At 70.5% G+C, this 13104-nt stretch carries 12 protein-coding genes; 8 read left to right on the forward strand and 4 right to left on the reverse strand.

Annotated elements, in window-relative coordinates; translation table 11 throughout:
• Nucleotides 1-40: 40 nt before the first annotated feature.
• Both ACO0E1_RS12825 and ACO0E1_RS12830 read right to left on the reverse strand, forming a co-directional pair.
• Entirely contained in the window at nucleotides 41-985 is a 945-nt protein-coding gene (locus ACO0E1_RS12825; protein WP_422874535.1) for a PDR/VanB family oxidoreductase, read from the reverse strand.
• Entirely contained in the window at nucleotides 982-1611 is a 630-nt protein-coding gene (locus ACO0E1_RS12830; protein ID WP_422874536.1) for a helix-turn-helix domain-containing protein, read from the reverse strand. Before ACO0E1_RS12830 ends, ACO0E1_RS12825 begins: the two co-directional genes overlap by 4 nt.
• A gap of 153 nt (nucleotides 1612-1764) precedes the next feature.
• On the opposite strand from ACO0E1_RS12830, the gene ACO0E1_RS12835 reads away from it, so the two are divergent.
• From ACO0E1_RS12835 to ACO0E1_RS12865, 7 genes are all read left to right on the forward strand, one after another.
• Nucleotides 1765-3087 carry an amidohydrolase family protein gene (locus tag ACO0E1_RS12835; protein ID WP_422874537.1) on the forward strand — a complete coding sequence of 441 codons (1323 nt, stop codon included), beginning with the start codon at nucleotides 1765-1767 and terminating at the stop codon, nucleotides 3085-3087.
• A gap of 52 nt (nucleotides 3088-3139) precedes the next feature.
• On the forward strand, nucleotides 3140-3907 hold the full coding sequence (locus tag ACO0E1_RS12840; protein WP_281266506.1) for an ABC transporter ATP-binding protein: 768 nt from the start codon (nucleotides 3140-3142) through the stop codon (nucleotides 3905-3907).
• The gene (locus ACO0E1_RS12845) at nucleotides 3907-4770 is read left to right on the forward strand and encodes an ABC transporter permease (protein ID WP_422874538.1); all 864 of its coding nucleotides are present in this window, start codon (nucleotides 3907-3909) and stop codon (nucleotides 4768-4770) included. The genes ACO0E1_RS12840 and ACO0E1_RS12845 overlap by 1 nt, the downstream gene beginning before the upstream one ends.
• Nucleotides 4771-4836: 66 nt before the next feature.
• Nucleotides 4837-6030 carry an ABC transporter substrate-binding protein gene (locus ACO0E1_RS12850; protein ID WP_422874539.1) on the forward strand — a complete coding sequence of 398 codons (1194 nt, stop codon included), beginning with the start codon at nucleotides 4837-4839 and terminating at the stop codon, nucleotides 6028-6030.
• Nucleotides 6031-6141: 111 nt separating this feature from the next.
• Nucleotides 6142-7503, forward strand: a complete 1362-nt coding sequence (locus ACO0E1_RS12855) for an FAD-binding oxidoreductase (protein WP_422874540.1) — start codon at nucleotides 6142-6144, stop codon at nucleotides 7501-7503.
• A complete protein-coding gene (locus ACO0E1_RS12860) occupies nucleotides 7500-8288 on the forward strand; it encodes a creatininase family protein (RefSeq protein ID WP_422874541.1) in 789 nt (262 codons plus the stop codon). Before ACO0E1_RS12855 ends, ACO0E1_RS12860 begins: the two co-directional genes overlap by 4 nt.
• Nucleotides 8285-8908, forward strand: a complete 624-nt coding sequence (locus tag ACO0E1_RS12865; RefSeq protein WP_422874542.1) for a pyridoxine/pyridoxamine 5'-phosphate oxidase — start codon at nucleotides 8285-8287, stop codon at nucleotides 8906-8908. The genes ACO0E1_RS12860 and ACO0E1_RS12865 overlap by 4 nt, the downstream gene beginning before the upstream one ends.
• Nucleotides 8909-9102: 194 nt before the next feature.
• Here the strand turns inward: ACO0E1_RS12865 and ACO0E1_RS12870 are convergent, their stop codons facing one another.
• Entirely contained in the window at nucleotides 9103-10344 is a 1242-nt protein-coding gene (locus ACO0E1_RS12870) for an MFS transporter (protein ID WP_422874543.1), read from the reverse strand.
• A gap of 105 nt (nucleotides 10345-10449) precedes the next feature.
• On the opposite strand from ACO0E1_RS12870, the gene ACO0E1_RS12875 reads away from it, so the two are divergent.
• Nucleotides 10450-11682 carry a P-loop NTPase family protein gene (locus ACO0E1_RS12875; protein ID WP_422874544.1) on the forward strand — a complete coding sequence of 411 codons (1233 nt, stop codon included), beginning with the start codon at nucleotides 10450-10452 and terminating at the stop codon, nucleotides 11680-11682.
• Nucleotides 11683-11786: 104 nt separating this feature from the next.
• Here the strand turns inward: ACO0E1_RS12875 and ACO0E1_RS12880 are convergent, their stop codons facing one another.
• Nucleotides 11787-13103, reverse strand: a complete 1317-nt coding sequence (locus tag ACO0E1_RS12880; RefSeq protein WP_422874545.1) for an ABC transporter substrate-binding protein — start codon at nucleotides 13101-13103, stop codon at nucleotides 11787-11789.
• Nucleotide 13104 lies beyond the last annotated feature (1 nt).

Genomic DNA, 13104 nt, shown 5'->3' on the forward strand with positions numbered 1-13104 from the left:
GACCGGTTCTAGCAGCGGCGCGTTTCGGGGCGGTTTCGGGCTAGAGGTCGAGGACCAGGCGCGGGCAGCCCCGTGCCGCGCGGGACACGCAGATCATCATGGTGTGGTCGCCGGCCTGTTCCGCGGCGCTCAGCACGGCGTCGCGGTGGTCGACCGAGCCCTCGAGCACCGGCGTCTCGCAGGTGCCGCACGTGCCCTCGCGGCAGGACGACAGGACGAACACCCCGGCGTCCTCGGCGACCTCGAGCAGCGTGCGGTCCGCCGGCACGGTCAGGGTCATCCCGGACACGGCCAGCTCGGCCTCGAACTCCGTGCCGGGGAGCGTGGCGGCGTCGGAGGCCTCGAACCGTTCGACCCGGACGCTGCCGTCCGGCCAGTGCGCCGCCGCCGCCTCGACCGCGTCCATCAGGCGCTTCGGGCCGCAGCAGTACACGACCGCGTCACGTGGCACCGCGAGCAGTGCCTCGACGTCGAGTCGTGTGCCCTCGTCGGCCACGGCGAGCGACACCCGGCCCGGGTGATCGGCCACGAGGTCCTCGGCGAAGGCCATCGCGTCCCGCCGGCGACCCGCGTAGTGCAGCTCCCACGGGGTCCCACGGAGCTCGGCCTCGGCGATCATCGCGGCGATCGGGGTGATGCCGATGCCGCCGGCGACGAACACCGCGGGTCGGTCGGGATCGAAGGCGAAGTGGTTGCGCGGGCCGCCGACCGTCACGGTGCTCCCGACCTCGAGCGTGTCGTGGACGGCCACCGAGCCACCGCGGCCGCCGTGCTCGCGGAGGACGGCCACCCGCCAGTGCCCGTCGTCCGTGGTGGTGACGAGCGAGTACTGCCGCTCGACACCGGGTGCGACCTCGACGTCGAGGTGTGCGCCCGGCTGCCAGGTGGGGAGCGGCTCGGTGCCGACGGCGGCGAGGTCGATCGCGACGACGTCCGCCGCGACGACCCGACGGGCGGCGATCCGGAGGGGGAACCGAGCGCTCATGCGCCGCCCTCCCCGCCGAACGGGCTCTGCTTGACCACGACGAGCTGGAACCGGTCGCCGTCCGGGCTGCACCACCGGTGCGGTGTGCCGCCGCGGTAGTAGGCGGAGTCGCCCGGTTCCAGGTGCTGCACGCCGGCGCCCCCGAGGTCGAGGAGCAGCGAGCCGGACATCACGTAGAGGAACTCGTCCTCGCGGTGCTCGTAGTACTCGCCGGGGTCGGTGTTCATGCCCGTGAACTCGAGCGGTTCGAACGCGTGCCGGCCACCGTGCACGAGCAGGCGCGCCTCGCCCTTCGAGAACGGACCGCGGGCACCGTCGGCGGCACGCAGGACGTCGGGGGAGCGGTCGTCGGGTTCGCGGTGCTGCGCGTCCCCGGCCGCGAGCAGCTCGACCTGGCTCGTGCCCAACGCGATCGCGATCTTCTCGAGCGAGACCATGCTGGCGCGGGAGTGCCCGCGTTCGAGCTGGCTGAGGAACGGGTGCGACAGCCCGGTGCGTTCGGCGAGCTGGACGAGGGTCTGGCCGTGCGACCGGCGCAGCGCGCGGATGTGCTCGCCGGTGCGGAGTGCCTGCTCGTCGACGACGCGGGTGTTCGTCGAGCCGGGCTCGATGAGGTCGGTGGGCACTGTTCCTCCGTCGGTCGGTCACGGGCGGGGTTTCACCGGGACGCGACCGTCACACATGGCAACCGCCGCGAAATACGTGGGAAACGTGGTCCTCATAGCATCACCAATGTTGATGCGATCAACATTCTGACACACGATCGAGAGGGCGTTCCGATGCGGTCATCCCTGCCGAACGCGCTGGCCCTGCTGCGCGGAGCGACACTGCCGGACGGGCGCACCGTCGACGTCCGGATCGACGGCGAGACCGTCGTCGAGGTCGCTGCGGCCGGCTCCCTCACCGCCGACGCAGCGGCGACGTTCGACCTGCAGGGCCGGCTCCTGCTCACCGCCCCCGCCGAACCGCACGCACACCTCGACAAGGCCCTGAGCTTCGACCGCATCCAGCCGCCGCTCGGCGACCTCGGGTCCGCGATCGAGGCATGGGTCGACCACGCCGACGACATGACCGTGGCCGACATCGCGGATCGGGCACGGACACAGGCCCTCGCGATGCTCGCTGCCGGGACGACCTCCATCCGGACCCACGTCGACGTGCTGAGCGCCCGCGGGACCGCCGACGTGCAGGCGGCGACCCGTGGAGCGCGGGCGCTCGTGCAGGTCCGCCGCGAGCTCGCCGGGCTCGTCGACCTGGAGCTCGTCGCGCTCGCCGGGCACCACGCGCCGGACGAGCACGTCGAGGCGGTCCTCGACCTCGGCGTCGACCTGGTCGGTGGCGCCCCGCACCTCGCCGACGACCCGGAGGCCGACCTCGTCCGGCTCCTCGTCATCGCCGAGCGGCGGGGCCTCGGCGTCGACCTGCACGCCGACGAGAGCCTGGACGGCCCGGTCACGCTCGACCGGTACGCGCAGATCGTGCGCGACTGGCCCCGCGACCGCCAGTACTCCGCTGGACACTGCGTCCGGCTCGGCACGCTCGAACCCGGCCGTCTCGCCGAGGTCGTCGCGGACGTGCTCGCCGCCGACATCGGGGTGATCTCCCTCCCGATCACGAACCTGTACCTGCAGGGCTGGCAGCACCCGGTGTCGACGCCCCGCGGACTCACCGCCCTGCGCGCCCTGCTCGACGCCGGTGTCCGCGTCGCAGCCGGCGCCGACAACGTCCGCGACCCGTTCAACCCCGTCGGCCGTTCCGACGCGTTCGAGACCGCGTCGCTCCTGGTCAGCGCCGGACACCTGACCCCGGACGAGGCGTACTCGCTCGTCAGCGACGGGGCTCGCAGCGTGATGGGCCTGCCCGTCGCCGGGGTCGCGCCAGGAGCACGAGCGGACCTCATCGCGGTGGACGCGACGAGCGTCGTCGACGCCGTGGCGAACGCCCCCGCCGACCGGGTGGTCATCGCGCACGGCCGACTCGTCGCCGTCACCGAGGTCAGCCGCAGCGTCGCCGCACCCGCGCTCGCAGTGCCTGAACCCGGAGCGCCCGAACCCGGAGCGCCCGAACCCGGAGCGCCCGTCGCCCCCGAACTCGTTCCCTGACCGGGCTCCCCGGCACGACCCGCCCGCCCCACCCCACCGAAATGAGGTACACGTGACCACCACCGCACCAGCGCCCGTCACGTCGACGGACACGCTGCTCGACTTCGGCAACGTCGAGATGACGTTCCCGAACGGCACCGTCGCCCTGCAGGGAGTCGACCTCACCGTGGACCGCGGCGAGTTCGTCTCCGTCGTCGGCCCCTCCGGCTGCGGCAAGTCGACCCTGCTCCGCATCGCCTCCGGACTCGAGACCGCCTCGGACGGGACCGCCCAGGTCACCGCGGACCGGATCGGGTACGTCTTCCAGGACGCCACGCTGCTGCCGTGGCGTTCGGTGCAGGGCAACGTCGAGCTGCTCGCCGAGCTGCAGCACGCACCGAAGGCCGACCGGGCCGAGAAGGCACGACGGGCGATCGACCTCGTCGGACTCAACGGCTTCGAGTCGAACCTGCCGAAGCAGCTCTCCGGCGGCATGCGCATGCGCGTCTCGCTCGCCAGGTCGCTCACCCTCGACCCGCAGCTGTTCCTGTTCGACGAGCCGTTCGGCGCCCTCGACGAGATCACCCGCGAGCGCCTCAACGACGAGCTCCTGCGGCTCTTCGTCGCGCAGCGCTTCGCCGGGCTGTTCATCACGCACTCGGTGTCCGAGGCCGTGTACCTGTCCACCAAGGTCATCGTGATGTCCGGTCGCCCCGGCAGCATCGTCGGCCGCTTCGACGTCCCGTTCCCGATGCCGCGCGACCCCGACATCCGGTTCACCCCCGAGTTCGCCGAACTGGTCGGCGAGGTCTCCCACGCACTCCGAGAGGGGCACCGCTGATGGCGACCCTGCAGCAGGCCACCGAGGCTAGGGCGGCGAGACTCGCCACCCGCCGCTCCCGACCGCGTCGCGCCGTCACGTGGTGGCAGCCGGTCGTCGTCTTCGCCGTCCTGATCGGCATCTGGTACGCGGCCGCCGCCTACTACGACCACGTCAGGAACCTCGCGTTCCTGGTGCCGTACCCGCACCTCGTGCTCAAGGCGATCGTCTGGGACACCGGCGTGAACGGTGCGCCCACGACGTTCGACAGCGACCTGTGGAAGGCACTCGGCCGGACGTCGGTCGTGTCGCTGACCGGGCTCGCGTTCGCGATCGTGATCGGCGTCGTCTGGGCGATGCTGATGGCGCAGGCGAAGTGGCTCGAGAACTCGCTCTACCCGTACGCCGTCGTCCTGCAGTGCGTGCCGATCCTGGCGCTGGTGCCGCTCATCGGCGCCCTGTTCGGCTACGAGTTCACCAGCCGGGTCATCGTCACGGTGATGATCGCCCTGTTCCCGATGGTCTCCAACACGCTCTTCGGACTGCAGTCCGCCGACCGGGCGCAACGCGAGCTCTTCCAGCTGCAGCGGGCCGGCCGCGGCGCGCAGCTCGTGAAGCTCCAGGTCCCCGCCGCGCTGCCGTCGATCTTCGTCGGTCTGCGGACCTCGGCGGGGCTGTCGGTCATCGGCGCGATCGTCGGCGACCAGTTCTTCCAGCGCGGCAACCCCGGGCTCGGCGTCCTCATCCAGGTCACCGCCTCACGCCTGATGGGCCCGGAGCTCTACGCGACCATCATCATCGCCTCGCTCTACGGCGTCGCCGTCTTCCTGCTCTTCGGCCTGATCGGTCGCCTCGCCGTCGGGCGCTGGCACGACTTCGGCTGAGCCCCCCGCACCATTCCTCCCACCACCCCGACGCACCACGTGAACAGCACCACGAACGGAGCACCCATGCGCATCAAGACCCGCCTCGGCATCGCGACCGCCGCCCTCGGCGTCACCGCGATCGCCCTCACCGGCTGTGCGAGCGGATCCGGCGCCGCGACCGGCGACAGCACGTCGACCGCGTCCACGGCGAGCGGCCCGGCCGTCGACCTGTCGGACGTCTGCCCGGCGACGGTCGTCGTCCAGACCGACTGGAACCCCGAGGCCGACCACGGCCACGTGTACCAGATGCTCGGACCGAACCCGAAGATCGACGCGAGCGGCAAGTCCGTCACCGGCGACCTGTACGCCAACGGCAAGTCGACCGGCGTGAAGCTCGAGGTCCGTGCAGGCGGCCCGGCGATCGGCTACTCGACCGTCAGTTCGCAGATGTACCAGGACAAGGACATCACCCTCGGCTACGTCTCCACCGACGAGGCCGTGCAGTTCTCCGACAACCTGCCGACCACAGCGGTGTTCGCCGAGAACGACCAGTCGCCGATGGTGCTCATGTGGGACCCGTCGAAGTACAAGGACGTCGACTCGATCAAGTCGCTCGGCAAGGCGCTCGAGAAGAACGACGGCGTCGTGCGCTACTTCAGCGGTGCCGCGTACATGACCTACCTCGAGCAGTCCGGCAACCTGCCGAAGAGCGTCCTCGACGGCAGCTACGACGGCACCCCGTCGAAGTTCGTCTCGGCCGGCGGCAAGGACGCCCAGCAGGGCTTCGCCACCGCCGAGCCGTACATCTACCAGAACGAGGTCGCCGCCTGGGGCAAGAAGGTGGACTACTCGCTCATCTCCAGCACCGGGTGGAACCCGTACCCGGAGACGATGTCGGTCCGCAGCGGTGACCTGCAGAAGCTGAGCCCGTGCCTCGAGAAGCTCGTGCCGGTGATGCAGCAGGCCGACGTCGACTACTTCAAGGACCCGACGCCGACGAACGACCTGATCGACCAGCTCGTCCAGCAGTACAACAACGGCTGGACCTACGACGCCCAGGTCGGCGCGTTCGCCGTCAAGCAGATGAAGAAGCTGAAGGTCGCGACCGACGGCGACAACGCCTACGTCGGCGACATGGACGCCGACCGGATGACGGACTTCATCGCGAAGGCGAAGCCGATCTTCGACGCATCCGGAGGGCACGTGAAGGCCGACCTCACGGCCGACGACCTCTACACGAACAAGTTCCTCGACGACAAGATCGGCTTCGGCTTCTAGCCGGCCACGGGGCCGGCCGCCATCGCGGCAGTCGGCCCCACCCACCGTTCTGGAGGTTCGGTGCCGGACCGTCACCGAGCCTCCCGTCCGACCACCCCACAGGAGCACCCAATGCCCGCCACCCAGGAATCCCTCGACACCCTGCGGGTCGCGCTCGTCGACCTGCTCGGCGACCGCGGCGTCAGCACCGACCAGCGGACGCGCGAACGCGCGTCCGTGGACGAGGCGACGATGAGCCCGATCCTCACCGAACAGCTCCCCCTCGGCCTCGCCGACCTGGTCGCGTACCCCACGAGCGCCGACGAGATCGCCGCCGTCCTGCAGCTCGCGGCGCGGCACGGCGTCCCCGTCACCACGCGGGGCAAGGGAACCGGCAACTACGGCCAGGGCATCCCCCTGCACGGCGGTGTGGTGCTCGACACCTCGCGGGCGCGCACCGTCGTCGAGGTCGGCGACGGGTACGTCACCGCAGAGGCCGGCGCCTCGATGGTCTCGCTCGAACAGGCCGCCGCGGCCGCCGGGCAGCAGCTCTGGATGTACCCGTCCACCGCGCAGTCGACGATCGGCGGCTTCCTGTCCGGCGGCTCCGGCGGCACCGGATCGATCTCGCACGGATCGAACTGGGAGGGCTTCGTCACCGCGCTCGACATCGCGCTCCCCGGCGAGGACGGACTGCTGCACGTCGAAGGTGCCGAGGCGCAGACGTTCGTGCACACCTACGGCACCGCCGGGATCATCGCGCGCGCCACCGTGCGGCTCGAGCCCCTGCAGGACTGGCGTGCCGTGTACGCCACCTTCCCGACGTTCGAGCAGGCACTCACCGCGGTCCGAACGCTCCGTGGGACGACCCCGGCACCGAGACTGGTGAGCGCCGACCGGGCCGAGATCGCGGCGAAGCTGCCGAAAGACCCCGCCATCGCCGTCGACCGGGCGAGCCTGCGCGGGATCATCGACGCGGTCGTGCTCGAGGAGTCGCGGGACCTCATCGAGGCAGCGGGTGGCACCGTCGAGGACGTCCGCGATGGCCTCCAGCAGACGACCAAGGTCTCGATGCTGTCCTACAACCACCCGATCTGGTGGCTCAAGCGGAACTCGCCGGACACCGTCTGGTTCCACGTCGAGGTCGGCGGCGAGGCGCTGATCGACCGCATCGCCGAGGTCGAGGCGGTGTACCCGGGCGCCATGCTGCACATCGAGGCGGCGCACATCGGGCCGATCGGCATGCTGACCGCGCCGTACACCGGTGCCGAGGACGTGTACGCCGGGTACCCGGCACTCCGGGACCTCGGTGTCCGCGTGCACAGCCCCCACCAGTACTACGTCGACCACGGCGTCGAGGAACTCGTCGCGCTCAAGCAGCGCACCGACCCCGCCGGACTGCTGAACCCCGGGCACGTGATCGACCCCGCGCTGGTCGAGTCCGGCGGATCCACGGCGTCGGCGCAGCCGAGCATCCCGGGGTTCGGCAAGTGAGCGGGACGAGGAACCTCGCCGAGCTGTCCGGCCCCGAGGTCGCGGCACGGTTCACGCCCGACACGATCGTCGTCCAGCCGACCGGTGCCGTCGAGCACCACGGGCCGCACCTGCCGCTCCTGACCGACTTCCTGCTCGCGGACCACATCGGCGGGGCGGCCGTCGAGCGCGCGGCGACCGAGGGGCTCGACGTGTGGCGGCTCCCGACCCTGGCGTTCACGAAGTCGGACGAGCACAGCTGGGCACCGGGGACCGTGTGGCTCGACGAGGCGACGATGTTCGACACCGTCGTGCAGATCGGCCGCGCCGTCGCCCTCACCGGTGCCGGCACGCTGGTGTTCGCCAACGGGCACGGCGGGAACGTGGCGCTGCTGCAGGTCGCCCTGCGCGAGATCCGGAAGCGGTTCGGGCTGAAGACGTTCCTGATGCCGACCCTGGCGCGCGTCCAGGGGCCCGGTGGCGAGGACGCCGACGAGCGCGGCCTCGGGATCCACGGCGGCGCGGCGGAGACCTCGATGATCCTGCACCTGCGTCCGGACCTCGTCGACATGTCGAAGGCCGAACGGTGGGTGCCCGACCACCTCGCCGAGTTCGAGCGCATCCGGTTCAACGGCGGCCCGGTCAGCTTCGGGTGGCTGTCGAACGACTTCGGGACACCGGGTGTCATCGGGGACGCGAGCCGTGCGACGGTGGAGTACGGCAAGGCGCTGTGGGACGTCTCGCTCGACGAGGCGGTCGCGTCGCTCCACGAGATCGCACGGTTCGACCCCGCCGTCCGCCGGTGACGTCGGTGCTGCCGGGCGAGGTCAGCGCGGACGGTTCCGGTTCCGCTGCTGCGGCGCCGACCGGCCCCCTGGCGCTCGCCGCGTCATGGCTCCCCGGCGCGGGTGCGTCGGTGACGATGACGCTCTCGACGATCGGCCTCGACGGCTACCCGTCGGCCAGGACCGTGCTGCTCTCCGCGTTCGACGGGGAGCGCCTGCACTTCCACACCGACTCCAGGAGCCGGAAGGCCGCCGAGGTCGCGGCGGTCCCCAGGGCGACCGCCACGATCGTCTTGCCGGAGACCGCGCGGCAGCTCGTCGTCACCGGGGACGTCGCGCCGGTCACCGACCAGGAGGCTCGGGCCGCCTACGCCGCGAGGACCCACTACCTGCAGGTGCTCGCCTGGGTCAACGACCACCCGCTCGCCGCTGCGGAGGACGACGTGCGGCGCGCGACCTGGGCGGCGTTCATCGCGGAGCACCGGGACGCGGTCCTCGATCCGCCCGACACCTGGGTCGGCTACGCGATCACACCGGTGCGGATGCTGTTCTGGCGTGGGGCGACGGACGCGCCGAGCAACCGGCTCGCGTTCGAGCGGGACGCGGGCGGCACGTGGACATCGGAGCGCTGGCCGGGCTGACGGTCCGACCACCGGACGGGGTCGCCCGGCGGTCAGACCGCCCCGCTCGCTCCGCGCTCAACGAGTGCGCAGACGGTGCGGTCTCGGGTGTGTTCTGCCCGCCGCTTCTGCGCACTCGATCATGGGTCGGGCGGCGGGCGGCGGGCGTCGGGCGTCGGGCGGCAGGCGGCCGACGGCGGCGCGGCGCTGAGCGACTAGGCCCCGGTCGGGCACACCGTCGTCACGGAACTGGTCGACGCTGGGACGACGTCGTCGGTGGACGCCACCGGCACCGCGTTCCCACGACGCAGCCCGAGGCCGACCAGCACGACGGCACCGACCACGGCGATCCCGCCGGCGAACCAGAAGTCCGCCGCGATCCCGAAGGACGTCACGGCGACGCCGCCGAGGACCGACCCCGCGGCGATCGCGAGCTGGATCGTGGTGACGAAGAGTGCGAGACCGGTCTCCGAACCACCCGGTGAGGCGGTGGACATCCAGGTCTGCATCCCGAGGGGGAGCGCACCCCACACGAGGCCCCAGACGACGAGCAGCGCGAACACCCCGACGACCGAGTGCGCGAGCAACGGCAGTGCGATCACCGCCGCGGCCAGCACGATCTTGGACGCGCCGATCGTGCCGAGCACGTTCCGGCTCAGCGTGACCCCCGCCACGAAGTTGCCGACGATGCCGGCCACGCCGAACACCAGGAGCGCGAGGGTGATCGTCTCCGGCCCGACGCCGACGAGGTCCTGCAGGTACGGCGCGACGTAGGTGTACGCCGCGAACTGCGCCGCGAAGACGAACGCGGCACCGATGAGGCCGACGCGGGCCCTCGGGACACGGAGCAGTGCGCTGAGCGTGGCGAACCGCACCCGCTGCACCGACGGGATGCTCGGCAGCATCGCCAGCTGGAGCACCAGCGCGACCAGCCCGAGCGCCCCGCCGATCACGAACCCGAGGCGCCAGCTGCCGAGCGCGGAGACGAACGCGCCGAGCGGCAGGCTGACGACGGTAGCGACCGAGACGCCAGCAGTGATGAAGGAGGTCGCGCGGATGACCGACGGAGCCGGGACGAGCCTCCCGGCGATCCCGGCACCGATCGCCCAGAAGCCGCCGATCCCGACCCCGAGCAGCATGCGTGCCGCGAGGAGGACCGCGAACGACGGGGCGACGGCTGCCAGACCGTCGGCGACCACCAGCAGGACCGTCAGGGCGACGAGCACCACACGGCGGTCGAGGCGCGAGGTGGCGACGGTCACGACGGGAGCGGCGACGGCACCGACGAGTCCGGTGGCGACGACCATCAGGCCGGCGGTCCCGACCGGGACGTCGAGGTCGGCGGCGATCGCGGGGAGGAGCCCGATGGGCAGGAACTCGGAGAGGACGAGCACGAAGGAACCGAGTGCGACCGAGAGGACGCTGAGCCACCCACGGCGCTGGGCTGACGATGTCATGGAGGGGTCAAACCCGGGGACGCGGGTTCCATTCCCGGATACCATCTCGAGGCAGAGGGCTGTTGATAAATTTATCATCGGTCCGCCCGGTGATAAACTTATCGCGTGCGTGACGCTCTCGACAATCCCTTCAGTCCCGGCTCGGACATCGTCCCTGAGGTGTGGGCGGGCCGCACGCAGCAGCTGAACGACTGGCGGGACGTGCTTCGACCTCGCCGCATGGCGGGGCTGCCAGAACGGGGACGCACGATCCTCGGAGAGCCGGGCCTGGGGAAGTCCTCCCTGGTACGACGCATCGCGGATGACGCTCGAGTGCGCGGCGACTGGGTGACTCCGCAGTTGCGTATTCCATCCGGCGCCGACCCGCTCAAGCTGGTGGCTGCGGCTGTCCTCGACCTCGCCAATCAAGCCGGCCTCGCGACGCGGCGTGAAAAGCGGATCCGAGAGCTGATCGCACGAGTGGAGTCCGTCGAGGCGTCTGGGTTCGCGCTGACGCTTCGCGACCAGGAAGGTCCCGAACCGTACCGCGTGCTCGGAGACATCCTCGTCGAGGTCGGCCGCGCTGCGCGCAAGCAGAACTGCGTTGCGTTGATCCACATCGACGAAGTCCAGAACATCACCAATGAGAACGTGCTGTCGCAGCTGCTCATCGCACTTGGCGACGCGATCGGTCACGAAGACGACGTCGAGCTGCCCGGCGGTCTTGTCGCGAGGCGAACACTGCCGCTCGCTGTGTACCTGACTGGTCTCCCCGATTTCGAGGACAGAGCAGGGGCACACAAGGGCGCGACGTTCGCTCGACGGTTCCAGACGACCATCCTCACGGGAATCGACGATGAGGACTTGAACGCAGCCCTTCGCCAGTTCGTCGTCGACGGCTGGGAGGTTCCGGACGGAGAAGGCGGAACTGCAAGGGTCCGGATGGAACAGAACGCGGCCGACGCTGTCGTCGACCTGTGTCGAGGAGAGCCGTTCCTCTTCCAACTCGCCGGCGAGAAGTCGTGGTATGCGGGGTCCGGCGAGACGATCACTCTGGAACAAGTCCGCGCCGGTTGGCGAGGGGCCGAGAGTGAGGCAGGAGCACACATCGAGCGCATCGTCTCGCGGCTCCCGCAGCGCGAGCGGGACTTCCTCCGGGCGATGGCGGACCTGCCTGCGGAACGACGGCGGTTCAGCATCATCGCCGCTGAGGCAGGTTTCGCGAAGGCGACTGACGCGGGGCCGACGGCGCAACGGCTCGACACCATCCGGCGGATCATCAAACGTGGGTCGAAGTACAGCTTCCAGCACCGCGCAGTCGAGGCGTACATGACCACTGACTGGCCGAGCATCGATTGAGCGGCAAACGCGCAGTGGGCGGTGGTGACGCCACAGCGGAAGTGTGAGGGACGGGAGGCACGGTGCCAGCTGGCACCGTGCCTCCCGTCCGTCCGTGGTCGCGGCTACTGCGCGTCCTGAATCGCCTTCTTGAGCTGCGTCACGTACTGCTCGGCCCCCGCCTTCGGCGTGGTCTTGCCGAACTGGACGTTCTGCCAGATCTGGGCCAGCAGCGTGTCCGCGTCCTGCGCGCCGACCGGCGTGATCGGTGCGGGCGGACCGGACTCTGCGGTGACCTGCTTCACGTAGTCCATGACGATCTTGTCCGAGCCGCTGAGGTCCGGGGTGATCTGCTTCTGGAACGCGGGGTTCGCGGGCATGCCGCGCTCGGCGCCGAAGATCTTGCCGACCTTCGGGCTGGTCGTCAGGAAGTCGATGAGCTCAGCCGCTTCCGCCGGGTGCTTCGACTTGCTCGAGATCGACCAGTACATCGAGGACTTGAGGTACTGCCAGCCCTTCTTCGCGTCGGCGGCGGCGGGCATCGGGAGCATGTCGAGCTTCTGTGACGGCGCTGCGGCCTGGTACGCGCTGAGGTTCGACGGGATGAACGTCATCGCGACCTTGCCGGTGGCGATGTCGGACTGGTCGAGTGCGGCGTTCGTGCCCTCGGCGAGCTGCGACGGGCTCGGGGTGACGCCCGCGTCGATCTGGTCGAGTGCGTACTGCCAGTAGTCGGCGAGCATGGACGGCTTCAGGACGACCTTGCCCTCGTCGTCGAACACCGCGCCGCCGTGCTGCCGCGCCCAGAGCGTCAGCGACGGGGTGTCACCGCCGAACGGGTCGAGGCCCTTGACCTTGCCGCCGGACTTCTCGGTGACCTCCTTCGCGACCGTGTTCATCTCGTCCCACGTCCACCCCTTCGACGATGGCATGTCGATGCCGTACTCGTCGAGGACGGTCCGGTTCACGGCGACGCCGATCGAGTTCAGCCCGATCGGGACGGCGTAGAGCTTGCCGTCGTACTGGCCGGTGTCGCGCACGTTCTTCGTGAGGTCCGAGGTGTCGAGGTACTTGCTGTACTGCCCGAGGTCGGCGATCGCGCCGCGCTGGGCGTACGAGGCGACGTAGATCTGGTCGAACTGCATGACGTCCGGCGCGCTGCCGCCGGCGACGGTGGTGGCGAGCTTGTCCCAGTAGCTGCCCCAGTCGGTGGACTGGGTCTTCACGGTGATGTTGGGGTGCTCCTTCTCGAAGGCCTTCACCGCTGCTTCGGTGGCGGTGACGCGGGCCCCTGCGCCCCACCAGTTCAGGGAGATGGTGACGGGGTCCTTGCTCAGCTCGGCGTTGCCGCCGTTGGCGTTGCCGACGGCGCAGCCGCCGACGGCGAGGACGGAGGCGGTGGCGATCGCGACGGCGCCGATGACGCGTGATCTCAGGTGCATG

The organism is Curtobacterium guangdongense (assembly GCF_049341845.1).
GTDB lineage: Bacteria > Actinomycetota > Actinomycetes > Actinomycetales > Microbacteriaceae > Curtobacterium > Curtobacterium guangdongense.